Here is a 24447-nt window from a genome sequence, read left to right on the forward strand (position 1 = left end):
CCTCCGTCCGGTGCCAAAAAAGCCTTTGCCTGCAACCAAAACCATGGAACGCTAGCGTAAGGCGAGCACAGGATGGGACGATGACGACGCAAGCCACCGATGTTCATGCTCCGGGAGCAGCCACCGCAGCGGACGACATCGTCGCCTCGGTCGACAGTGGCGCCCGGATGCCGATCGGCAACCAGAAATATCTGATCCCCGGGATCGCCTTCATCTGGTCCCTCTTCCAGCTCTACATCGCCTCTCCGCTCCCCTTCATCATCCAGCAGGCGACCGGGCTCCACGTCGTCTTCAACAACACCGAGGTGCGCGTCATCCACCTCGCCTTCGCGATGATCCTCGTCGCGATGGCCTTCCCGCTCACCTCGCGCGCCCCGCGCGACCGGATCCCGCTCTATGACTGGGCGCTCGCGATCATCGGCGCCGCGTGCTGTCTCTATCTCGTGGTCTTCAAGGACCAGATCGCTGCGCGGCCGGGCCTGCCGACGACGACCGATCTCGTCGTCTCCACCATCGGCCTCGTCACGCTCGGCATCGCCGTCTATCGCGCGCTCGGCCTGCCCCTCCTCATCGTCGTCAGCGTCTTCCTCGCCTACGTCTTTTTCGGCTCGTCCGACTGGCTGATGGACGCGATCCGCTGGAAGGGCGCGTCCTACGGCAAGGCGATGTGGCACTTCTGGATGCAGACCGAGGGCGTCTTCGGCGTCGCGCTTGGCGTCTCCGCCTCGCTGATCTTCCTGTTCGTGCTGTTCGGCGCGATCCTCGAAAAGGCGGGCGCGGGCAACTTCTTCATCAAGATCGCCTTCGCCCTCCTCGGGCACCTGCGCGGCGGCCCGGCGAAGGCGGCGGTCGTGGCGTCGGGTCTCTCCGGCATCTATTCCGGCTCGTCGATCGCGAACGTGGTGACGACCGGCACCTTCACGATCCCGCTGATGAAGCGCACCGGCTTCCCGGCCGAGAAGGCGGGCGCGGTCGAGGTCGCCTCCTCCACCAACGGCCAGCTCACCCCGCCGGTCATGGGCGCCGCAGCCTTCCTCATCGCCGAGTTCACAGGCACGCCCTACACCGACCTCATCGTCTACGCCTTCCTGCCGGCGATCGTCTCCTACATCGCGCTCGTCTATATCGTGCACCTCGAAGCGCTGAAGCTCGGCCTCAAGGGCCTGCCGCATCCGCCCTCCAAGGCGCAGTCGCTCACGCGCAAGCTCGGCGGCTTCCTGTTCGGCATGCTGGCGATCGGCGCGCTCGCCTTCTTCGTCCACTATGTGCTCGGCTACCTCACCGCGCTGATGCCGGACGCCTCGCTCGAGATCGCCGTCGCGATCTTCCTCATCTTCTACTTCGCCTCGCTGGTGATCGCCGCCCGCCGGCCCGACCTCGAGGTCGACGATCCCGACGCGCCGATCACCGAGCTGCCGCGCGCCGGCGACGTGGTGCTGACGGGCCTGCACTTCATCCTGCCCATCATCGTCCTCCTCTATTGCGTGATGATCGTGCGCATGTCGCCCGCCCTCTCCGCCTTCTGGGCGACGCTCGCGATGATCTTCATCGCCCTCACCCAGCACCCGCTGAAGGCGATCCTGCGCGGCGGCAAGGGCCTCGCGGGGAGCTTCGGGCTCGGCGTCGACGAGTTCGCGCGCGGCATGATCTCCGGCGCGCGCAACATGATCCCGATCGCCGTCGCCACGGGCGCGGCCGGCATCATCGTCGGCACCATCTCGCTGACGGGCGCGCACCAGGTCGTCGCCGAGTTCATCGAGGCGCTCGCCAGCGGCTCGCTGATGCTGATGCTGATCCTCGTCGCCGTGATGAGCCTCATCCTCGGCATGGGCCTGCCGACGACGGCGAACTATATCGTCGTGTCCTCGCTGATGGCCCCGGTGATCGTCTCGCTCGGCGCGAGTGAGGGGCTCATCATCCCGCTCGTCGCGGCGCACCTCTTCGTCTTCTATTTCGGCATCCTCGCAGACGACACGCCACCCGTCGGCCTCGCCGCCTACGCGGCGGCCGGCATCTCGGGCGGCGACCCGATCAAGACCGGCTTCCAGGGCTTCGCCTACGACATCCGGACCGGCCTCCTCCCCTTCCTCTTCATCTTCAACACCGAGCTCCTGTTGATGCATGTCGAGATCGTGGACGGGGTGGCGAAGGCGGTCTTCGTGCCCTGGTATATCGGCCTCAAGGCGTTCGTGATCGCCGTCATCGCGATGCTCGCCTTCGCGGCCGCGACGCAGCGCTACTTCCTCACCCGCTGCAACTGGGTCGAGACGGCCGCGCTCGTGGTCGTCGCGCTCACCCTCTTCCGGCCGGGCATGTGGCTCGACCTCGTCCAGCCGCCTTATATCGAGCGGCCGGGCACCGAGATCTTCCAGATCGCCGAGGCCGAGCCCGTCGGCACCAATCTGCGCCTGGAGCTCGTCGGGACGGACTTCAACAATCCGGACTCGCGCGGCTCCGTCTTCCTCGTCACCACCCTCAAGGAGGGGACGACGGGCGAGGAGAAGCTCGGCACCGACCTCGCATTCCTGGAGGACGGTGACCGGATGACCGTGGAAGAGCCCTTCCCCGGCACGCCCTTCGCGTACCTGTCGCAGGATTTCGACTTCTACGCCGACGAGCCGGTGGTGCTTCAAACGGTCCAGACGCACGCGGAGCGGTTGCCGAAGGAACTCTTCTATATTCCGGCCCTCGTCCTCCTCGCCCTGGTGGTCGTCTTCCAGCGGCGGCGGCAAACGGAGCCCGCCTTCTGATGTCCTCCCCCCACGTCTTCCAGCGCGCGAGCGCGGCCGACCTCCCGATCGCCGTCCGCGGCGACGGGATCTACCTGGAAACGGAAGACGGACGGCGCGTGCTCGACGCGTGCGGCGGGGCGGCGGTCTCTTGCCTCGGCCATTCCGACCGCACGGTGATCGACGCGATCAAGGCCCAGCTCGACCGCCTGCCCTACGCCCACACCGCCTTCTTCACGACCGAGGCGGCCGAGCAGCTCGCCGCGCGCCTCGTCGCGCGCGCGCCGGAGGGGATCGGCCGGGTCTATTTCGTCTCCGGCGGGTCCGAGGCGGCGGAGGCCGCGATCAAGCTCTCCCGCCAATATTTCCTGGAGAAGGGCGAAAGCGCGCGCGCCCGCATCATCGCGCGTCGCCAGAGCTATCACGGCAACACGCTCGGCGCGCTGTCGGCCGGCGGCAATGAGTGGCGCCGCCGCCAGTTCGCCCCCCTCCTCAGCGACGCGATGAGCCACATCGCGCCCTGCCACTACTGGCGCTTCGCCGAACCCGGCGAGACGCCGGAGGCCTACGGCCGCCGCGTCGCCGACGAGCTGGAGACCGAGATCCTGCGCCTCGGCCCCGAGACGGTCGCCGCCTTCATGGCCGAGCCCGTGGTCGGCGCGACGATGGGCGCGGTGCCCGCCGTCCCCGGCTATTTCGCCCGCATCCGCGAGATCTGCGACAAATACGGCATCCTCCTCATCCTCGACGAGGTGATGTGCGGGATGGGGCGGACCGGCCACCTCTTCGCCTCCGAGGCGGATGGGGTGCGGCCCGACATGGTCCTCGTCGCGAAAGGGCTCGGCGCCGGCTACCAGCCGATCGGCGCGACCCTCGTCACCAACGAGATCCACGACACGATCGCCAACGGCTCCGGCTTCTTCCAGCACGGCCACACCTATATGGGCCACCCGACCGCCTGCGCGGCCGGCCTCGCCGTGCTCGACGCGGTGGAGAGCCGCGACCTCCTCGCCAACGTGCGCGCGATGGGCGAGCGGCTGAAGACCGGACTAGAGGCCCGCCTCGGCCAGCATCCGAATGTCGGCGACATCCGCGGGCGCGGCCTCTTCCTCGGCATCGAGCTCGTCGCCGACCGGGAGACCAAGGCCCCGCTCCCGCCCGCCGCGAAGACCAACGCGGCCATCAAGAAGGCGGCGATGGCGCGCGACCTGATGGTCTACCCGATGGGCGGTACCATCGACGGGGCCACCGGCGACCACATCCTTGTCGCCCCGCCCTTCATCGTCACGCCCGAGGAGGTCGACACCATCGTCGCCCGCCTCTCCTCCGCGGTGACCGACGTCCTCCCCGCGCACGGCTGATCCGCCATGGCGCGGCGTCCCGCCGGTTGACCCGCCGTCTGCAGTCCGACACGATCGCGCGACCTTCCAGCCACCCGACCCCTGAAAGAGCGATGACGACTGTCGATCTCAACGCCGACTGCGGCGAAAGCTTTGGCCCCTGGTCGATGGGGAACGACCCCGCGATCCTGTCCATCGTCACCTCGGCCAACATCGCCTGCGGCTTTCACGCGGGCGACCCCGACACGATGGTCGAGACGATCCGCCTCGCGAAGGCCAACGGCGTCACCGTCGGTGCGCATCCGGGCTTCGAGGACAAGCCCGGCTTCGGCCGCCGCGTGATCCCGATGAGCCCCGCCGCGATCGAGCGGATGGTCGCCTACCAGATCGGCGCGATGATCGGCATGGCCGCACTCGAAGGCGTCCCGGTGAAGTACGTGAAGGCGCACGGCGCGCTCTCCAACCTCGCGGGCGCCGACGGCCCGGTGGCCGACGCCATCGCGCGGGCGACGAAGGCCGTGGACCCCTCGCTCGTCCTCCTCGCCATCGCGACCACAGAGCTCGAGCGCGCCGGCCGCGACGCCGGGCTCGAGATCGCGTCCGAGATCTTCGCCGACCGCGCCTACGAGGCGGACGGCAACCTGCGCTCCCGCTCCAAGCCCGGCGCGATGATCGAGGATCCGGCCTTCGCCGCCTCGCGCATCGTCGAGATGGTGAAGGGCGGCGTGATCATCGCGCACGACGGCACGCGCGTGCCGACGGCGATCCACTCCATCTGCGTCCACGGGGACAACCCGCACGCCGTCGACACCGCGCGCGCCGTGCGTGCGGCGCTGGAGGCGGCCGGCGTGACGCTCGCACCCTTCGTCGGCCGCTGATGGACTGGCTCGACGGCGCCGTCCTGCGCGGGAGCGGCGAGGACGCGTTCGTGGTCGAATATGGCGAGGAGATCGCGCCGGAGATCGGCCGCCGCGTCGCCGCCCTCGCCGACGCGTTCGACACCGCCGCGCCCGACGGCCTCATCGAGGTCGTGCCGACCTTCCGCTCGCTCCTCGTCCTCTACGACCCGGAGCGCACCTCGCGCGAGGCGCTCCTCGCGGCGCTCCCCGCCCCCGACGACGACCCGACCCACGAGACCGGCTCGCACTGGAGCGTCCCCGTCTGCCTCGAGGGCGAGGCGGCGGAGGACATCGAGGAGGCGGCCGCCGGGCTCGGCATCGACGTGGCGCGCCTCTGCGACATCTTCCTCGCCGGCACCTACCAGGTCGGCATGTACGGCTTCGCGCCGGGCTTCGCCTACCTCTCCGGCGTCGACACCGCGCTCGCGATCCCGCGCCGGCCCGCCCCGCGCCCGCCGATGCCGGCCGGCAGCCTCATCATCGCCGGCGGCATGGCCGCCCTCACCTCCATCTCCATGCCGACCGGCTGGTACGTGATCGGCCGCACCGCGATCACCCTCTTCCGGCCGGACGATTCGGCGATGGTTCCTTTCGCGGTCGGCGACCGTCTCTCCTTCCGCCCCGTCTCGCTCGACGAGCTCACCGCGCTCGGCGCCGATCGCGACGGCGGCCTGTCACGGCTTCACCCATGAGCGGCAAGACCTCGCGCCTGAGGGTGGTCCAGCCGAACCACCTCCTCACCGTCCAGGATCGCGGCCGCCAGGGCGCGATGCGCTACGGCGTCTCGCAGTCCGGGCCGATGGACTGGGTGCGCTTCACCCTCGCGACCGTGCTCGCGGGCGACACCAGCGCGGCGTTCGAGGTGGGCATCGCCGGCGCGTCCTTCTTCGCCGAGGGGCCGGTGCGGATCGCCGTCACCGGGCCGGGCTTCGGCGTGCGCATCAGCGGCGGGCGCACGGCGAGCTTCGAGGCGCCCGTGCTCCTCACGCTGGAGGACGGGGAGACGCTGAGCCTCTCCCCCGGCGCCACCGGCATGTGGGCCTATGTCGCCGTGGGCGGCATCGATTTCGGCCCGCCCGTGCTCGGCTCTCTCGCGACGAACGCGCGGACCGGGCTCGGCGCGCGCGATTTCGGCCGTCCCTTCCCCTGCACCGCCGCCGCGCACGCCGACCCCGTCCTCTACGAGGATCCGCTCGACGATGGCGGCCCGATCGGCCTCCTGCCCGGCCCGCAGCAGCACATGTTCCCCGAGGAGGTGCGCCGCACCTTCGCGAGCGAGCCCTACCGCCTCACCGACGCGCTCGACCGGATGGGCTATCGCCTGGAGGGCCCGCCGCTGAAGGCGGTGCGGCACGACATCATCTCCGACGGCATCGTCGAGGGCGCGATCCAGGTGCCCGGCAACGGCCAGCCGATCGTCCTGTGCGCCGACCGCGCCCCGACGGGCGGCTACCCGAAGATCGCAATCGTCGCGAACGCGGACCGTCCGCGCCTCACCCAGCACCGCCCGGGCGACACGGTCCGCTTCGCCTGGATCGACGAGGACGAGGCCCGTGCCCGTCGCCGCACCCTGGCCGAGCGCTGCCGCCACCCCATCCCCCGCATCCGCGCCGCCTTCACCTCCGAATTCCTCGCCGCCCGCAACCTCATCGGCGGCGTCTGGGGCCCCTCCCCCGCCCACGAGGACTGACGCGGGCCGGCGGGGTACGGCCGTTCGCCAAGGACCGCCGTGAGGTGCCGGCCAGGGCGCCGCCGGCCGGCCCGCGCCTATGGGCGGCCTTTTCCTCCCGGAACCCGGCCGTCCGCACTCCCACCGGCAGCATCCGGGATCGCTCCCCACGCCCGACGAATGCGGCGTGACCGGGCAGTTCGGGTTGAACGGGCGTGCGGCAGGGCGGCGGCGACGGAGGCCCTGACGCCCCCAAGCCCGCGTGCCACCACGCACGATCACCCGCCGCCCCACGCTTTCTCGGGTCGAGGTGGGGACATGCAACGCTCCGTTTCCGCCATCTGAAGCGCCAGGCTGCCCCAGCCGTTCAGGCAGCAGTCGGGCACGATGACCACGACGCGCCCCACCGATCCCCGATCCCCGATCCCCGATCCCCGATCCCCGATCCCCGATCGGGGTCCGATGGCCCGAAGCGCCCCGCAATCCGTACCACCGGCCCGCCCTGGCGATTCGGGATTGCCATCGGCGCCGCCCAACCCGCTCCGCGCGCGCGCCTCAGCCACTGCCGGGCCAGATGCCCGCGTTTTCCGCGGTGGCGCCTGCCCATGCTTCGGCGACACCGGGTCTGCGAGGGCGCGGGGCCTGCCTTCAGGCGGTTCGTGTATGCGAGGAGCCCCGTACTCTTACGCCGACGGTGGGGCATGCGCACGAGGTCAGGGCGTGTGTTCACCGCCGCGCGCTCGCCAAACGCTACCCCGGCCGGGCGCTCGCAAACATGCGGCCTTCCCCTCCGGATTTGACGCCGCCACCGTCGCGTCTGCGTCCTCTGCGCATGAAGATTGATGCGACGGGATTTTTGTCGATCAGCGCCCTCCCGCAAGGTGGAAGCGGACGAAGCCTTGGCACGCCGGGCCGGGCGCCGGGACCCACTGGCACGGCCAACCCGCCGCCTGACACTGGCGGCAGACAGGGAATATCTGGCCCGAGGCGCCTCGCCCCCGCCACTTATTCTGATCGCCCAATCGGGAGTGCCCCTGCCCACATCCGCAGAAGGGCCAGCTCCCCGCGATGACCCGACACGGATCGCGCCAATTGCACGGCAGGCTATCCACGTCGTGGACCATGATGAGCAACCCCGCACCCATGGCGGTCGCCGGCCGAAGCGCCGCTGTCGGTCCGTTGCGGGCTCAGATGGGTCTTCACCGCCGAATTCCGCGCCACAAGCAACCTTGTCAGCAACGTCCGGTCCTCACCCTAGCACGGGGTTTTACGGGCGCCGTGAGGATTGGTCGCGACCGGATCGCGACGCGAAGCCGACCGAGATCCGCGCGCACCGGTCGGGCGTCGGGCACAATCACCTCGCCGCCCAACATCGATTGAAGATCGGGGCCGGATGGCTCGAAGCCCCCGCCATCTGTACCGCTGGCCTGCCCCACCGATTCTGGCGGGCCATTTGCGCCGCCGAGCCGCTGCCCTCGCGCCTCTCACCCGCGACCACGCCAGATGCCCGCGCCGTCCGGGGCGCAGCACCGCCTGCCCGTCGTCACTACCGGGCCGGCGAGGAGCACGAGGGCCGCCTTTTGGAGGTTCGTGTGGGCGGCGACGCCGTGGGTGGCATTGCGCCAAATGGCCGGGCATGCGCACGAGGTTCATCGATCGTCGGATTCAGGCGCGCACCCGTGGACGGGCCTGGCCGAGCGCCGCGCTCGGTCCGTTCCGGGCGGAGTGCGGATCTCACCGCCTAACTCCCCTGATACGGATCCTTGCTGGCGGCGTCCGTGCCCCTCCCCCTGTCGCACGAGGTTCGACCGATGCGGTGAGTATTGCACGCGGCTGGATCGCAACGCGCGGCAGATCGAGCCCCGGAACGCGCCGACCCGGCGGCGGGCACGATGGCCTCGCCGACCCATACCGGTCCGAGATCGGGCCCCGACGACACGAAGCGCCCCGCCATCCTTACCGCCGACCCGCCCCGGCGATGCCGCCAGCCCATTCGCGCCCCCAAGCCCGCTCCACGCCCCCTCACCCACTGCCTCGCCAGATCCCCGCCTCGTCGGTGGCACCCTGCCCGCCCTTCGTCGACACTGGGCCGGCGAGGGGTGCCGGGCTTGCCTTCAGGCGGTTCGGGCGGGCGGCGACGCCGTGGGCGGTCTTGCGCCAGTGGTGGGGCTTGCGCACGAGGTCGTGGATCGCGAGGAGGACGGCGAGGCCCATCAGGATCCAGTAGAGCGGGAACCACAGGACGCACCAGACGCTGATGCGTTCGCCACGCCGCCGCTGGATGCTGACCGCGCCGAGCGCGAAGCTCGACCCATAGCCGATGAGGACGGTCAGCATCTGCACCACCGTCACCACCCCCGCCTCGCCGATGAGGACCGGGGCGAGGCCCGTCAGCACCAGGACGAGCTGGACGACGAAGACGAGGTGGGCGAGCGCGGCCGTCAGCGCGCCGAGGATGAAGAGATGGACGAGCCCCGCGTCGGCCCAGCCGATCTCGCGCACCAGCGCGACGGGGTCGCGATTGTGGACGAGCCAGGTCTGCATGTAGCCCTTGAACCAGCGCGCGCGCTGCTTCAGCCACGCGTCCATGCTGACGGGCGCCTCCTCGTAGGTCTCCGATTCCATCATCGCGAGGCGGTGGCCGCAGCGGCGCAGGCGTATCGCGAGGTCGGCGTCCTCAGTGACGTTGTAGGGGTCCCACCCGCCGGCGGCGATCAGCGCGTCGGTGCGGAAATGGTTCGACGTGCCGCCGAGGAGGAGGATGCGGCCCTGCGCCGCCACCGTCGGCATGATGTGGTCGAAGAGGCTCGCATATTCGATCGCGAACATGCGCGTCAGCCAGTTGTCGCCCACATGGTCGATCGACAGGCGCGCCTGGAGCGCGGCGAGGTCGGGCGGGGCGGCCGCGAAGATCTCTGCCGCCATGCGGAGCTGGCCGGGGTCCGGCCGGTCCTCCGCGTCGTAGATCGTGACGAGCGCGCCGCGCGCCTGGCGCAGCCCCACATTGAGCGCGCGCGGCTTGGTGCGCGGGGTGCCGGGCGGCACGATCGTCATGCGCGAGGGGAGGCCCTCGGCGAAGCGGGCGACGGCGCGCTGCGTGATCGCATCGTCCGCCTCGACCAGGAACTGGATGTCGAGCTTGTCGGGCGGATAGTCGAGCCGGCGGAGCGCCCGCACGAGGTGGACGATCCCCTCCTCCTCGCGGAAGAGGGGGATGAGGAGCGAGTAGTCCGGGAGCTCCGCCGTCTTCAGGCGGCGGCGGCGGGCGCGGGCGCGCTCCGGCATCAGGAGGGCGAGGACGCGGCTTCCCGCGTAGCCGAGCAGGATCGCGGTGATGGCGAGCGTCGCAAGGCCGAGCATCACCCAGGGCGCGAGGCCGACGAAGACCGACGCCGCGACGAGCGCCGCCGCGAAGCCGAGCGCCTGGGGGCGCGTGATGACCCGGTCGGCGAGCGCGGCGGGCGGGACGCCGTGCAGCGGGTCGAGCCGCCCGTGCTGGACGCGCGGGCCGCCGGCGTCCACCGCCGCGTCGATCGCGTGCGGGGGGACCATGATGATCCGCGACGCGACGCCCGGACAGCGGGCGACCAGCCCGCCGAGCGAGGGCAGCCACGCCGCCGCCGGGGCGATGACCAGAAGCTGCCGCCCGTCGACCCGGAATCGCAGGATCACCCCACCGTCGCGATGGACGGCCTCGAACGGCGCGCGGCGGACGAGCTCGGAGAGGATGTGCCCGTGATCGAACCGGCAGCCGAGCCAGCGCGCGAGCGCACCATAATAGTCCGCGTCGCGGAAGGGCGGCGTCACCGACGCGTCGCCGTGCGCCGTCGCGATGACGGCCGAGGGGCGGGCCGCGATGAGGGCGAAAGCAGCGTCGAGGCAATCCTGCGGGTCGGCGCGCTCGATCGCGGTGGACAGCGTGCGGTCCGGCGGGGCCTGGGCCGCCCGGCCGGGGCGCATGTTGCGCAAGCCGAACACCACGCACGCCTGGCGCGGCTTCAGCGTCGCGCGCGAGCGGCGGCGCAGGAGGCTCGCCACATCGGCCGGCCGCGCGGGCGATGGCCCTTTGCGCGCCGCCCCGCCGCCGCGCGGGCGGCGCGTGCCGCCGAGCGCCGCGTCGTCCACCGGCGGCACGGTGGGGCGGTGGGTTCGCTTGCGTGAGCGTCCGGAGAACGGCCAGTCGCGCATCACCACCCTCGATTACTCTATCTAGGATAGAGACTACACCCGAAGGTTGCCGTCGGGAAGGGGGCTCGCGAATTGGTGAAGGCCGGCGCCCGGTCGGCGCCGACGGGGGTCAGCGTTCGTCGGAGGAGCGGACGAAGGCGAGCTGGAGGACGTTGGTGACGCCCGGCGTGTGAAGCGGTACGCCAGCGACGGCGACGAGGCGGTCGCCCGTCTTCGCCGCGCCGATATCCACCGCACGCGCGCCGGCCATCGCGATGAAATCCTCGAGGTCGCCCGCCCGGTCGCTGACCACCGACGTGACGCCCCAGGCAAGGCCGAGGCGGCGCGCGGTGGCGAGCTCGGGGCACAGGGCGACGATCTCGGCAAGCGGGCGCTCGCGCGACATGCGCTGCGCCGTCGAGCCGGAGGTCGTGTAGCAGGCGATCATCTTGACGTTCAGCGTCTCGGCGATCTGCGTCGCGGCGGCGGCGAGCGCGTCGGCGCCCGTCGCTTCCGGCTCCAGGCGCTGGGCGCGGATGATCGAGCGATAATTCGGGTCGCGCTCCACGGCGTGGACGACCTTGTCCATCGTCGCGACCGCCTCGACCGGGAACTGACCCGCCGCCGACTCGGCCGAGAGCATCACCGCGTCCGCGCCTTCGTAGACGGCGGTCGCGACGTCCGACACCTCGGCGCGCGTCGGCACCGGGGAGGTGATCATGCTCTCCAGCATCTGCGTCGCGACGACGACCGGCTTGCCGGCCCGCCGCGCCTCGCGCGTGATGCGCTTCTGGAGTGTCGGCACGAGTTCGAGCGGCATCTCCACGCCGAGATCGCCGCGCGCGACCATCAGCGCGTCGGAGAGCTCGATGATCTCGTCGAGCCGGTCGATCGCCTGCGGCTTCTCGATCTTCGACAGGAGACCGGCGCGGCCGCGCGCGACCTTGCGCACCTCGGCGAGATCGTCCGGACGCTGGACGAAGGAGAGGGCCACCCAGTCGACTTCGGCGGCCATCGCGGCTTCGAGGTCGCTGCGGTCCTTCTCCGTCAGCGCGCCGACGGGGAGGAGCGTGTCGGGGCAGGAGACGCCCTTGCGGTTCGACAGCGGCCCGCCCTGGATCACCTCGGTGACCGCCTTGGTCGGCCCCGCCTCGAGCACGAGGAGGGAGAGCTTGCCGTCATCGAGGAGCAGCCGGTGACCCGGACGCAGCGCGCGCAGGATCTCCGGATGGGGCAGGAACACGCGCTCCCGGTTGCCCGGCTGGTCGACCTGGTCGAGCGTGAAGCGGGCACCGCCTTCGAGCTCCACCTTGCCGTTCTCGAACGTGCCGATCCGGAGCTTCGGGCCCTGGAGGTCGGCAAGGATCGTGATCGGCGAGCCGACGCTCTCCTCGACCGCACGGATGTGCGAGACCAGGGTGCGCAGGAGCGCATGGTCGGTGTGGCTCATGTTGATGCGGAAGACGTCCGCACCCGCGCGATGCAGCGCGTCGATCTGTTCTGGTTTGGAGGAAGCTGGCCCGAGGGTCGCGACGATCCGAACCCGTCGCGTCCGTCTCATTGGCCGCCGATGCCGACTTTCGGGCGTTCGGTCAGCTGGACGGTCCAGGAAAGCTTGTCGCCCGTGTCCACCTCGACGAAGCCGCGCCGCTCGTAGCCGCGGGCCACGCAGTCGCTGGTGCCTTCGATGGTGAACTCTTTGTCACGCGTGCACATGTAGGCCGTTCCACCCCAGGCGCCGCCGTCTTCATAGTCGAGGGCGTAGAGGTAATAATATCGGGAAGGGAGGGGTCCGTCGACGACCACCTGACATGAGTCGGCTTCCAGGTTCCACCAGCCTTCGCTGACCCAATCGTCATGGTTCTTGTAACCGATGGCGATACCGATTTGGACCGGGGTCTTGTTGCAGAGGCGGAGCTCTGCCCGGGCTTCTGTGGGAGCCGACACCACCGCTGCACCAACGAGAAGAAGGGAAGCGAGGGTGAGGGCTACTCGGCCTAGGAAGCGGAACATGTGCTGCGAGCCGTCCTTTTTTCGTTCATCATACACGTGTTCGCGGCGATAACCCACGCGTTCATGCGAGGTTGCTCGCTCCTTGTCAATGATGTCATACCAGACACACGCAATGTGCCAAGTGCATTCGACCGCTGGTTAACCTCTGCGAATCGATTCCGCAACACAATGTTCTGGGACGCTATCACTGCCCGCTGACGTGAAGCTGTAATCTCCACAACCCCACCTACTCATACCGCAGAAAACTATACAGCGTCTGGTGGAAGATTATTCCCGACAGACGTGAAGGAAAATTTAATAATCCGGTAACGCGCGGCGACACGACCAAATAAATCTTCCCCTAGTTCTTTGCAGTTTTCGCGCTCGCCGCACCTGGAACCTGATGCGCCGAGGGTGCGGAATCAGCCTGATTCGCCCCCTGGATCGCATCCGTCGAAGTATGTTCTATTTTTGCAACGCCAATTGCAGCGCGCCGACTTATCAACACAATTCTGAACCGATCGGCGGCCCCACCCATTGCCGATGGCGGGCGTCCCGCGCAGAGAGGCCGACCCGGCCGACGCGCGACGAATGATCCTCTCCGCGCCCCCTCGCCGCTTAACCGCTCCTTCACTCTAGGACCCGGAAAGCGAGGACAATGGGGATGGGGACGGTCCATCAGTTTGATCCCGCAGCCCTCTTCGGCAAGCTCGGTCGGTGAGAAACAATGGAGTGTGACGATGGTGAATGCTGGCGTGGCCGGTGATCAGCTCCGCGCAATCGTGGAGCGGATCGAACGGCTCGAAGAGGAAAAACAGGGCATCGCGGACGACATCAAGGACGTCTATGCCGAGGCGAAGGCCAACGGCTTCGATGCCAAGGTGCTCCGCCAGATCGTGCGTCTGCGCAAGCAGGAGCCGAACGAGCGGCAGGAGTACGAGGCGATCCTCGACCTCTACATGCAGGCGCTCGGGATGACCTTCAACGAGGAAGACGCCGCGCGGCGCGCCGAGGCGGCCTGATCTGACCGACCCGTCCGGCTTCGCACGGACACCGCGCGCCGATTGCCGCGCGGCACATCTGAAGCGCGCGACCCGCATCTGAAGCGGCCTATCCGCAGCGGCTCGCGCCCTTCCTTCCGGCCCCGACGCCCCCGTAGCGCGTCCCCCGCCACAACGCTGGCCCGGCCGTTCTGATCTCCAATTCCGAAGTATTCGCAGCCGCAACAACCGGTCCACCGACCCGCGTTCGCGGCCGCAGGATCGTTGCATGGCAGCCATGCGATTTCGCGCCCCTCGGGCGACTGCCATTGTGTGCGCACAAACGAAAAGCCCGCGGCGTGGTTTGCGCCGCGGGCCGGTCGATCCGGTGGATGGAGGCCGAAGGCCGCGCGTCAGGTGCGCGGCTTGGCGAAGACCGTGATGCGCACGCCCGTGAAGCGGTCCGTGCTCGGCCAATCGGTCGTGCCGGGCTGGAAGCCGGTCGGCGTGCCGAGGAAGCCCTGCGCCATCAGGACGCCGCCACGCGCGGCCGTCTCGCGGTCCGGGGCGACGAGGGTCGCGAAGCCGCCGGCCTCGATGCCGGAGCTGTCGGCGATGAGGGCCGGGCTCGCGCCGCGCACGGGGGAGAGGGCCGCGGTCGCCATCGGGCGCGGCGACAGGAGCGATGCGGTCGCCTTCGCGGGCGGCGTCAGCGTCCCCGACGGGGGCACGGGCTCGGACAGCGCGCTCCGTGGGATGATCGCGGCCGTCTGGCTGAGCGGCGAGGCGATCGAGAGCTCAGGCTCGGAGTCGCTCGCATAGCCCAGCGTCGGTGAGCCGGCGTCGGTCGACGTGCGCAGGATTGAGGGGCGCTGCGGCGGGAGGGCCGCGACGACGATCGATTGCGGCTCGCCGGCGGGTGTCTCCCCGGTGGCGGGCGCGTCACCGGCGGTCGCCGGTGCCGGGGTACCGGCCGGCGCGTCCGTCCCCGCCTCGCGCGGCGCGATCCGCGGGACCGGCGCGGGACCGGACGGCGCCTCGGGTGCGGCGGCTGGCTCGGCCGCGGCGGGCGGCGCGACGGCGGTCAGCGGTGCGGACGGCAGCGCGACCGGCGTCACCTCGGTCGCCGAGGCTTCGTCTTCGGCCTCCTCGTCGTCGCGGAAGCGGCCGATCAGGCCACCCAGCGACACGCTCGGGAGCTGGCGGAAGAGGCCGCCATTGTCCTCGGACTTGTTCTCTTCTTTCGCCGGCTGGCTCGGCGCGCGGCCGAGGGAGGCGGTGCGGACCTTGACCGGCTCGTCATCCCGCGCCCGCGAACGGGTCGGCGTGGTCGGCGCGTTCGCAGCGACGGCGCCCGGACGGATGACGTCGTTGTTGAGGCTCGCCACCGCGGTGCCGCCGGAGCGACCACCGCCGCCGCCGCCGAAGCCGAAGAGCGAGCCGCCGCCACCGCCACCACCGCCACCGCGGTTCAGCTTGGCGAGCTTGCCGGACTTCTCGAGCTGCTGGGCCTCGGCATAGCCGGAGAGGGGCTTGCCGTCGGACGGGATGTGGAGGGTCTTGCCGTCGGGGAAGACACGGGCGAGCTCGCTGCGGCTCATGCGCGGCCAGGCGCGGACGCTGCCGGTGTCGAAATGGACGAAGGGGCTGCCGCTCGTCGGATAATATCCGACGCCGCCGACCTGGCGGGACACGCCATAGGCGCGCAGCTGGGCGAGGTTCACGCCCTTGATGTAGAAGTCCATCGCCTTGCCGGCCATGTGCTGCGAGTTCTTCGCGACACCGCGCGAGCGGCTGCGCAGCATGGAGTTCGTGGCCGGGGAGCGATAGGCGGAGACGACGTTGATGGTGCGGCCGCCGAAATGCTGCTGCACGTCCCAGATCAGGTCGAGCAGCTCGGGGTCCATCTTCGTCGCTTCGTTGCGACGCCAGTCACGCAGGAAGCGGTTGATATCGCGCAGGCCCGACGGGACGTACTGGCCGTTGCGCTTGTAGACGACCTTCAGCGTCTCGCGCGTGTGCGTGAAGTAAAGCTCGATCGTTCGATTCTGAGCGAAGGCAGGGGCCGTCGCGCCCCCCACAAAGGTCGCGACAAGAAACGCGGCCGCCACAAATCGCCATCCCGTGAAGCAGGCAAAAGACCAGCGCCTGCCGGGATTTCCGGCGACTTGCGATCCTCGTTGGTCATCACGAAGACCGGGATTTACTCGAGATGCAGACAAACCGCCCCCTGTCGAGCCCATGGCCAGGGCACGCCGATCATCCGGCGCCGTACTCGTTCTACCTGCCAACGCTTGATGGAGGCTTAACCGATCAGCTTGCTGCGGAAAAGCCTGAACGCGCCCCCACCACCGGATGTTGCGGCTCAGCAACAATAGGTGGCGGGGCCATTGCATGTCCGGATCCCCTCGTCAAAGCCCCAGCGCACGCTGGGTTCTGGCGTCATACCCGTAGATGTCGCCGTACCGTTTCAGCCTCCCGTCCGGGGTGACCTCGCGGGTGAAGTAGGCGAGGTGGACGGGAATGTGGACCTTCAAATTCAGCCAGCGCTGCGAACCGCCGACCATGCGCGAGAGTGATTTGCCGGAGAGGTCCGTTTCTTCGGAGAGGAGCGCGTCGGCGAAGGCGAACGGCTGGTCGACGCGCACGCAGCCGTGGCTGAACGCCCGGGAATCGCGGGAGAAAAGGTGCTTCGTCGGCGTGTCGTGCAGGTAGACCGCGTGCTCGTTGGGGAAGAGGAATTTCACCGATCCGAGCGCGTTCGCGTTGCCCGGCCGCTGGCGGATCCGCACCCGGCGCAGCGTGTCGTTGTTCCAGTTCAGCGAGGACGGGCTCACCACCTTGCCGTTCGAAACCACCTCGTAACCACGCCGCGCGAAATAGCCCGACGGGTTCGCGCGGATGCCGGACAGCATCTCCTTCGACGCGATGGAGTACGGCACGTTCCAGTAGGGATTGACGACGATGTGCTCGATCTCGTCGGAGAAGATCGGCGTCGGGTGGCCGGGAGCGCCGACGATGACGCGACCGGTATAGACGGTCTCGCCCCCGTTCATCACCGTCACCTCATATTTCGGGACGTTGACGAAGACGTGGTGGTCGCCGAGATCGCGCGGCATCCAGCGCCACCGCTCCATGTTCGAGATGAGCGCCGCGGTGGATTCCTCGCCCGCCCCCTCGTCGATCAGCGCGATCGTGCGCGGGCCGACGATCCCGTCGGGCCGCAGGCCGCGCCCGACCTGGTAGGCCTTCACCGCGTCCTCGAGGATCTCGTCGAATTCGGTCGGGTCGGTGCCGCGCATGACCGTCGCGCCGAGGCGGGCTCGCAGGACCGCGACCCGCGGCTCCTTCACACCGCGCTTCAGGTTGCCGCCTGCGCCCACCACCGGCGGCCTTTCGACCTTCGTGGCGAGGATCTCGCGCAGCTTGTCGCGCAAGCCCTGATACTGAGCGTGCTGCGGATGCACGCTTTCGAGCACGTGGTCGATATTCTTCGCCCGCGCGATGCGCCGCAGGAAGCGCGCCTCGTTGAGACGCGGCGGCTCGATCGTCATGATCGGCGACACGCTGCGCGGCTTGAGGTGTCCGGAATAGGCGTGATTGGCGTAGCGCAGCGCCGCCTCGGTGAGGGCCACATCCTCGAGCGCCTCGCTGAAGACGCCGGACGTTGCGCGCGGGACGACATAGTCGGCCGGGTCGAGACCGTCGCCGGCGGCGTCCGCGAGCCGCGCCCGCAGCGCGTCGCCCCGCCCCTCGCCCCAGACCGGCGCGTAGTCGCGCTCGGCATAGAACTCGGCGACCGCCACGGACACGTCGACCCCGACCTCGCGCCGGATGGCGTAGGAGACCGGAAGGGTCGGCCCCATCGACAGCGGCGCGGCCGGTGTCGTGAGGCTTGCATGGGCAAGGCCCGATTTCGGCGACAGGCGCGGGATCGGCACCTCGGCCGCACCGGGGCCCGCACTGAGGATCGCCGCGAAAATCACGCCACAAGACAACAGGAGACCCCGAGCCACCGCCCCGTCTCCGCACCAATCTCTCATTTTCCGAAGCTCCGGCCTTACAATCGCGCACCCATGGCCATCTATGGAGGTGACAGATAGCATTGGTTGCGCGGCACGACCGTGCTGCCTCACATTCCGTTGAAGGCTTCCCGATGAGTTTCCACCAGACACACGCAAATTTGCCACATGAGTCGGTCGAGCGCGCCGGCGCCGCAGCCAAACTCGGAAGCCTGCCGGAGTGGGACCTTTCCGATTTCTACACCGCACCCGACTCGCCCGAGCTCGCGGCGGACCTCGCATCGCTCGCCGAGGACGCGAAGGAATTCGAGACCGAGCACAAGGGACGCCTCGCGGCGACGCTCGCCGCGCCGGGTGGCGGCGCCGCGCTCGGCGCGATCCTCGCCCGCTTCGAGGCATTGGAGGACCGCATCGGCCGCATCGGCTCCTATGCCGGCCTCCTCTATGCGACCGACACCACCAACCCGACCTACGCCAAGACCTATGGCGACGTGTCGGACAAGCTGACCCAGCTCTCCGCCCACCTCCTCTTCTTCCCGCTGGAGCTGAACCGGATCGACGACAAGGCGATGGATGCCGCCCTCGCGGACCCGGCCGCCGCCCACTACCGCCCCTTCATCGACGATCTGCGCAAGGAGCGGCCCTACCAGCTCGATGACGAGATCGAGCGCCTCTTCCTCGACAAGTCGGTCTCCTCGCGCACGGCGTGGACGCGCCTCTTCGACGAGACGATCGCGGCCCTGCGCTGCGACATCGGCGAAGACGACCCGGTGACGCTGGAGGAGGCGCTGAACAAGCTGCTCGACCCGAAGGAGAGTGTGCGCAAGGCGGCCTCGGACGGGATCGGCAAGGCGCTGAAGGGCTCGGAACGCACCTTCACGCTGATCACCAACACGCTGGCGAAGGACAAGGAGATCTCCGACCGCTGGCGCGGCTTCAAGGATGTCGCCGACTCGCGCCACCTCGCGAACCGCGTGGAGCCGGAGGTCGTGGACGCGCTGGTGAGCGCGGTGCGCGACGCCTATCCGCGCCTCTCCCACCGCTACTATGCGATGAAGGCGAAGTGGTTCGGCAAGGACGCGCTCGACACGTGGGACCGCAACGCGCCGCTTCCCGAGGCCGACGACCGGACCATCCCCTGGGCGGACGCCAAGGAGATGGTGCTGTCCTCCTACGGCACCTTCTCGCCGAAGCTCGCCGACCTTGCGCAGAAATTCTTCGACAATCCGTGGATCGACGCGCCGATCCGGCCGGGCAAGGCGCCGGGCGCCTTCTCGCACCCGACCGTGCCGTCGGCGCACCCCTATGTGCTCCTCAACTATCAGGGCCGCACGCGGGACGTGATGACGCTCGCCCACGAGCTCGGCCACGGGGTGCACCAGATCCTCGCCGCGCCGAACGGGGCGCTGATGGCGCCGACGCCGCTGACGCTCGCCGAGACCGCCTCGGTGTTCGGCGAGATGCTGACCTTCCGCCGCCTGCTCGACAACGCGCCCGACGCGCGCACGCGCCGCGTGATGCTCGCCTCCAAGGTGGAGGACATGATCAACACCGTGGTGCGCCAGATCGCGTTCTACACCTTCGAGCGCTACGTCCACACCGAGCGGCGGAACGGCGAACTGACCGCCGAGAAGCTCGGCGAGTTGTGGCTGAAGGTGCAGGGCGAGTCGCTCGGCTCCGCCGTGCGGGTGTCGGACGGATATGAAGTGTTCTGGTCCTACGTGCCGCACTTCATCAATTCGCCCTTCTACGTCTACGCCTATGCGTTCGGCGACTGCATGGTGAACTCGCTCTACGGCGTCTACGAAAAGGAGCCGGATGGCTTCGCGGAGAAATACTTCGCGTTGCTGTCCGCCGGTGGCACGCGCCACTATTCGGAGCTGCTCGCCCCGTTCGGCCTCGATGCGCGCGACCCCGCCTTCTGGCAGACCGGCCTCTCCGTCATCGCGCGGCTGATCGACGAGCTCGAAGCCGCCGACGCCGCGGCCTGACGCGATGGAGGGGCCGGCCGCGCCTCGCCCCCTCCACGCCCCCTATGCGGGGCGCCACCGGCCGTTCACGATCGGCATGGCGCCCCTCGCGGAGGCGGACTGGATCGAGACCGACGACCGGCGCGCGGCGAACCTTGCCGAAAAGGCCGGGATCTTCGCCGCGCACACGGACGCCTACCGGGCCGAGCCCGACATGGCGGCGGCCGAGGCCGAAGCGCTCGCCCTCATCGCCGCCCACCTCGCCGCCCGCGGGCTCGGGGACGGGCGCGCGGCGGATTGGCCCGACGCGCCGCCCCTCGTCAGGGCGGCGATGATGGTGCAGGACGATCTCGTCCTCATGCGGCGCGGGGCGGATGCGTGGCGTCTCGCCTCGGCCGCCCTCGCCTTCCCCTCCGCCTGGTCGCTCGCCGAGAAGTTCGGCCGGCCGATGGACACGATCCACGCCAATGTGCCGGGCTGGGCGGGGCCGATGGGGGCGCGCGTCGCCCGCATCTTCGACGCGCTCCAGCCGGACGCGATCGTGTGGCGCCTCAACTGGTCGCTCCAGTTCGGCGGCGGCCTCAGGATGGACACCTCGAAGCACGAGGCGGCGCCGCGCGAAGGCTCGCTTGACCATCTCCTCGTGCGCGTGGAGCGGCAGACGCTGCGCAAGCTCCCGGCGTCCGGCGACATCCTCTTCACGATCAAGGTGATGCTCGACCCGGTCGCGGCGCTCGCCGCGCATCCGGAGGGGCCGCGGCTCGCGCGCGGGCTCGCCGACCAGCTCGCCGGCCTCGACGCGGACGAGCTCGCCTATAAGGGCCTGACGCTGGCGCGCGAGCGCATCCTCGCCCGGCTCGACGATCTCGCTCAGCCGCAGGCGGCGGCGGTGTAGATCACCGCCGTCACCGGCATCGTCCGCTTCGTGAAGTTGAGGAAGGGCGGCGCCGGCGTCAGCGTCGCGACGGGGCAGACGCCAACAGGGTCGGGCCAGAAATCGTCGGGCAGCGGGTCATGGCCCGCCCACACGCGCACCAGCACCGGGCCCGGCGCGCTGAGGCGGTCCGTCACCACGGCGGCCGTGCGCCCGGCGCGGCGAAGCCCGAGCGTGATGTTCGCGGCGAGGTCCTCCGCCGCACCTTCCACCGTGATCGCCCCCACCGGCGCGCTTGCGGCGATCTCCGTCGCGACGGCGTCGTAGGGGCGCGCCCAGCGGTGCTTGTCGAACGCCACCATCCCCGCCATCCCGACGGGCACGGCGAGGAAGGCGATCGCGCCGGTGAGGATCAGGATGCCGCGCCAGCGCCAGGTCGACAGGCTGATCGCGGCGAGGACGGGGAGCGGCATCATCAGCGGGGTGAGATAGCGCTCGGCGACGGCGGACATGTCGGTCGCGAAGATGAAGAGCGCGAAGCCGGCGAGGCCGATCCCCATCGTGCGCCAGAGCGTGCGGCGGACGGCATCGGTGATCTCGCCGAGCGGGCTCATGCGGTCACCGAAGAGAAGGATGAGCCCGAGGACGATCCCGCCAGAGGCGAGGATCGCGAGGAGGAGTGCGAGAAGCCCGTCGATGCCGACCAGCGGCAGGTCCACGGGCGCGAAGAGGCTGTGCCGGTAGAGCTTCTCCATCCGCTCGGTCGAGGCCGCGAAGTGGAGCGCGGAGGCGACGAGGGCGGGCCCGGCGAGAAGAACGAAGAGGGCCGGTGCCCACAAGGCGGCCGGCCTGCGGATCCGCGCCCGCATGAAAGGATCCGCGACGAGGGCGATCGCGAGCGGGGCGATGAGGAGCGCGATGTTGAACTTCGCGAGCATCCCGACCCCGGCCGTGAGGCCGAGCGCGATGAAGGCGCCCGCCGTCGGCCGCACCGCGATCCGCACGACCGCGTGGACGATGCCGGCGGATGCGGCCATCACGAGCACCGAATGGGCGAGCGTGTGGGCGGACATCCAGCTCACCTGCGGCATCAGCGCCGCCGCTGCGAGCGCGACGATCCCGCCGCCCGTGCCGAGGATCCGGCGCGCCGCGTCGAAGATGAAGAGATGGGTCGCGGCGAGGAGGACCGCCTTCACCAGCGCGACCGAGAGCGCCCAGCGCCAGCCTGTCACCTCCAGAGCGCCGCGCACCAGCCAGTTGTAGAGCGGCGGATGGGAGTTGCCGTAGACGAAGCGAAGGTCCACCGCGCCGAGGAACTGCGCCTCGTCGATCTCGAGATAGGGCGAGAGGGAGAGGCGGACGACGAAGATCAGCGCGACATAGAGGAGGATGGCGCACACGACGACGCCCGGTGCGAGGCGATCCACGCGACCGAGGGAAAAGGCGCGCACGCCGTCGTGCGGGAGCGAGACTGTCATCCACGGGCCTTCCGGCTGATCGGCCCCGCCAAAGCGCGTTGAACAGCCACAGTCAAGCGCCATCGCTTCGGAACCGCGATTGCCGGCCGGCGATTGCATGACGGCCGGGCCCGATGCGATCCGGATGCGTCCGACGATGCCCGTTCGAGCGGTGTGGCCTCGTTCGGTCCAAACGCCTTGACATCTTTTGCTTGCGAAATGATGAGCCGACCTGGAAAATTGGCCCCTTGTAGGCGCCGGCGGTCCGGCGCACGCGGACTTGCGGATACAAAGAAAAATAGATCGCCCCAGCCCAAATTGGTCAGGAAATATTTAGCCAAGTTCAAAAAATGACGAAGCACTCTCTTCCGAATGGCACAGTGTTTTTGGTCCCATTGAAGCCAGATGGTTTCGCTAGAGGTGTGATCGCTCGATCTTCACCTGATGGCGAGATCCGATTCGGCTACTTCATTGGCCCACGAATTGTTCAGACAGCCGATGCACGCCATGCAGCCCCCAAAGCGGAGCAGGCTATATTGATGCTTCGATTTGGAGATCAGAGACTGCTCAAGGGGACGTGGCCCATCATTGGCCTGCTTCCCAATTGGAATCCTGCCGAATGGCCGATGGTCGATCACGTCAGGCGAGATCCGTTGGGTCTGCTCAAACCGCTTCTCGTGCGCTACGACGACAACGACCCGGAAAAGATCGTGAGCTTCGAAAAGCTCGAACACGACCTGGATCTCCCAACCGAAGGCTTCGCCGGCAGCGGGTACGTCGAGAACGTATTATCATCTCTTCTGAAGTAATTTTAGATGGATCAAGCAGTCATCGCCCGCATTCCCCTCGTTGAGGATCCATTCGGCTCCGATCGAGAACGAGAGATCATTTCCGATTTGGCGGATTCACTTGCGACTGCCATCAACACCTATGGCGTCGGTGAATTCGATGGAGAGGAATTCGGCGGCGGCACCTGCGTCCTCTTTATGTATGGTCCCGACGCAGATCGGCTGTTCGGGGTTGTCGAGCCCATCTTGAAGGCATGCCCGCTTGCGCGCGGCGGCTTCGCCGTAAAGCGATATGGCGAGGCGGACGACCGGAACGCCATCGCGGTAAAAATCCCCCTCTGAAGAGATCCCCCTGTCGGCCGAAGCATGTCCGACATAGATCTGCCCGGGAGAGTTTTGCCCGACACACCCCCGGGCGCTGGGGTGTCTGACGATGTGCGCGACGGAGGCCGGCCTCATGCCGCGCCCTCCCCCCGGCCATGAACGACGAGGTCCGATTGAACCCGCCTTCACACCGCAGCGCCCTCGTCACGGGGGCGGCGCACCGCATCGGCCGCGCGATCGCCACCGACCTCGCCGCCCACGGCTACAACATCGCGATCCACGCCAACCGCTCCCGCGCGGAGGCGGAGGCGCTCGCCGAAGCGCTCGCGGCCGAGCATGGGGTGCGCACGGGCGTCGTGACCGGCGACCTCGCGGTCGCCGAGGACGTCGACGCCATCGTCCCCGCTGCGATCGCGGCGATCGGGCCGCTCTCGGTGCTCGTCAACAACGCGTCGGTGTTCGAGGCCGACGCTGTCGGCACGCTGACAAGCGAGGGGTGGCGGCGCCAGTTCGCGATCAACGCCGAGGCGCCCGCCCGCCTTGCCGAGGCGTTCGCCAAGGCCGCCGGGAGGGGGCTCGTCGTCAATCTCGTCGATCAGCGGGTGTGGAAGCCGACGCCGCAATTCTTCAGTTACGCGGCGTCGAAGGCGACGCTCTGGTGGATCACGCAGACGATGGCCCAGGCGCTGGCGCCTGACGTGCGCGTCGTCGCGCTCGGGCCCGGGCCGGTCCTGCGCTCCGCCTCACAGACGGCGGAGGAGTTTGCCGCGCTCACCCGCGCCATTCCCCTTCAGGCGGCGCCGCGCCTCGAGGAGTTCGGGGCGACGATCCGGTTTCTCGACAACACCCCGTCGATCACCGGCCAGATGATCGCCCTCGACGGGGGTCAGCATCTCGCCTGGCAAACACCCGACGCTCTGATCCGAGAGTAGATTCACAGGGAGAATTGCTCGCGCCCCTGCGGACGGGAAAAGCTCTCCCGCGTCCGGTCCAGCACCATCTGCAGATGCTCGAAGATGCGGTCGATCTCGTCGTCCGTGTAGGCATATGAGGTCGGGTTCGAAAGATTGCGGACCCGCCGCAACGTCGTCTCCACATTCCGAACCCGACGAATAGCGGCTTCACGGAATTTGTCCGCCTTCATGGTGTGCTGTTTCGCCATTTGTCTGCCGTCCCATTCCATCGCGCCCAACGAAACATCAACAAAACGGAATGGCGGTGTCAACCTTTGATTTT

At 69.1% G+C, this 24447-nt stretch carries 18 protein-coding genes; 11 read left to right on the plus strand and 7 right to left on the minus strand.

The genetic code is table 11. The annotated features are described in order from the left end of the window. Positions 1–80: 80 nt before the first annotated feature. The 5 genes from DBV35_RS13370 (at position 81) to DBV35_RS13390 (ending at position 6658) form a co-directional block, all read left to right on the plus strand. The gene (locus DBV35_RS13370; RefSeq protein WP_108660827.1) at positions 81–2750 is read left to right on the plus strand and encodes a TRAP transporter permease; all 2670 of its coding nucleotides are present in this window, start codon (positions 81–83) and stop codon (positions 2748–2750) included. Further along, complete coding sequence (locus DBV35_RS13375; RefSeq protein ID WP_108660828.1) at positions 2750–4090, plus strand: aspartate aminotransferase family protein; 1341 nt, start codon at positions 2750–2752, stop codon at positions 4088–4090. The genes DBV35_RS13370 and DBV35_RS13375 overlap by 1 nt, the downstream gene beginning before the upstream one ends. Positions 4091–4182: 92 nt before the next feature. Next, complete coding sequence (locus DBV35_RS13380; protein ID WP_108660829.1) at positions 4183–4947, plus strand: LamB/YcsF family protein; 765 nt, start codon at positions 4183–4185, stop codon at positions 4945–4947. Further along, entirely contained in the window at positions 4947–5660 is a 714-nt protein-coding gene (locus tag DBV35_RS13385; RefSeq protein ID WP_108660830.1) for a 5-oxoprolinase subunit B family protein, read from the plus strand. Before DBV35_RS13380 ends, DBV35_RS13385 begins: the two co-directional genes overlap by 1 nt. Continuing rightward, complete coding sequence (locus tag DBV35_RS13390) at positions 5657–6658, plus strand: 5-oxoprolinase subunit C family protein (RefSeq protein ID WP_108660831.1); 1002 nt, start codon at positions 5657–5659, stop codon at positions 6656–6658. Before DBV35_RS13385 ends, DBV35_RS13390 begins: the two co-directional genes overlap by 4 nt. A 2001-nt stretch (positions 6659–8659) precedes the next feature. On the opposite strand, the gene DBV35_RS13395 is transcribed toward DBV35_RS13390, so the two are convergent. The 3 genes from DBV35_RS13395 to DBV35_RS13405 form a co-directional block, all read right to left on the minus strand. Then, on the minus strand, positions 8660–10825 hold the full coding sequence (locus DBV35_RS13395; protein ID WP_108660832.1) for a glycosyltransferase: 2166 nt from the start codon (positions 10823–10825) through the stop codon (positions 8660–8662). A gap of 109 nt (positions 10826–10934) precedes the next feature. Beyond that, positions 10935–12365 carry a pyruvate kinase gene (pyk, locus tag DBV35_RS13400; protein ID WP_108660833.1) on the minus strand — a complete coding sequence of 477 codons (1431 nt, stop codon included), beginning with the start codon at positions 12363–12365 and terminating at the stop codon, positions 10935–10937. Then, positions 12362–12874 (minus strand): DUF1036 domain-containing protein, encoded by a 513-nt coding sequence (locus tag DBV35_RS13405; protein WP_245943954.1) that lies wholly within the window; start codon positions 12872–12874, stop codon positions 12362–12364. Before DBV35_RS13405 ends, pyk begins: the two co-directional genes overlap by 4 nt. 662 nt (positions 12875–13536) lie before the next feature. On the opposite strand from DBV35_RS13405, the gene DBV35_RS13410 reads away from it, so the two are divergent. After that, a complete protein-coding gene (locus DBV35_RS13410; protein WP_108660835.1) occupies positions 13537–13818 on the plus strand; it encodes a DUF2312 domain-containing protein in 282 nt (93 codons plus the stop codon). 371 nt (positions 13819–14189) lie between these two features. Here the strand turns inward: DBV35_RS13410 and DBV35_RS30650 are convergent, their stop codons facing one another. Beyond that, positions 14190–15887, minus strand: coding sequence for a peptidoglycan L,D-endopeptidase MepK (locus DBV35_RS30650; protein ID WP_245943955.1), 1698 nt, complete (start codon positions 15885–15887; stop codon positions 14190–14192). A gap of 300 nt (positions 15888–16187) precedes the next feature. Further along, positions 16188–17792, minus strand: coding sequence for a L,D-transpeptidase family protein (locus DBV35_RS13420; protein ID WP_157961726.1), 1605 nt, complete (start codon positions 17790–17792; stop codon positions 16188–16190). A gap of 140 nt (positions 17793–17932) precedes the next feature. Here DBV35_RS13420 and DBV35_RS13425 point away from each other — a divergent pair, with 140 nt between their 5' ends. Together DBV35_RS13425 and DBV35_RS13430 are read left to right on the plus strand one after the other, a co-directional pair. Beyond that, positions 17933–19789, plus strand: coding sequence for a M3 family oligoendopeptidase (locus tag DBV35_RS13425; protein WP_108660837.1), 1857 nt, complete (start codon positions 17933–17935; stop codon positions 19787–19789). 4 nt (positions 19790–19793) lie between these two features. Next, entirely contained in the window at positions 19794–20663 is an 870-nt protein-coding gene (locus DBV35_RS13430) for a heme-dependent oxidative N-demethylase family protein (protein ID WP_108660838.1), read from the plus strand. Here DBV35_RS13430 and DBV35_RS13435 read toward each other — a convergent pair. Continuing rightward, complete coding sequence (locus DBV35_RS13435) at positions 20639–22120, minus strand: ArnT family glycosyltransferase (protein WP_117434482.1); 1482 nt, start codon at positions 22118–22120, stop codon at positions 20639–20641. The two genes, DBV35_RS13430 and DBV35_RS13435, sit on opposite strands and share 25 nt — an antisense overlap. 329 nt (positions 22121–22449) lie before the next feature. Between DBV35_RS13435 and DBV35_RS13440 the strand changes: the two genes are divergently transcribed. The 3 genes from DBV35_RS13440 (at position 22450) to DBV35_RS13450 (ending at position 24143) form a co-directional block, all read left to right on the plus strand. Further along, on the plus strand, positions 22450–22908 hold the full coding sequence (locus DBV35_RS13440) for an Imm26 family immunity protein (protein WP_108660840.1): 459 nt from the start codon (positions 22450–22452) through the stop codon (positions 22906–22908). Between the two features lie 6 nt (positions 22909–22914). After that, positions 22915–23229 carry a hypothetical protein gene (locus tag DBV35_RS13445; RefSeq protein WP_108660841.1) on the plus strand — a complete coding sequence of 105 codons (315 nt, stop codon included), beginning with the start codon at positions 22915–22917 and terminating at the stop codon, positions 23227–23229. Between the two features lie 155 nt (positions 23230–23384). Continuing rightward, the gene (locus DBV35_RS13450; protein ID WP_425428470.1) at positions 23385–24143 is read left to right on the plus strand and encodes an SDR family oxidoreductase; all 759 of its coding nucleotides are present in this window, start codon (positions 23385–23387) and stop codon (positions 24141–24143) included. A 2-nt stretch (positions 24144–24145) separates the two neighbouring features. On the opposite strand, the gene DBV35_RS13455 is transcribed toward DBV35_RS13450, so the two are convergent. Then, on the minus strand, positions 24146–24373 hold the full coding sequence (locus DBV35_RS13455) for a hypothetical protein (protein WP_108660843.1): 228 nt from the start codon (positions 24371–24373) through the stop codon (positions 24146–24148). Between the last annotated feature and the right edge of the window lie 74 nt (positions 24374–24447).

Source organism: Acuticoccus kandeliae (genome assembly GCF_003073115.1).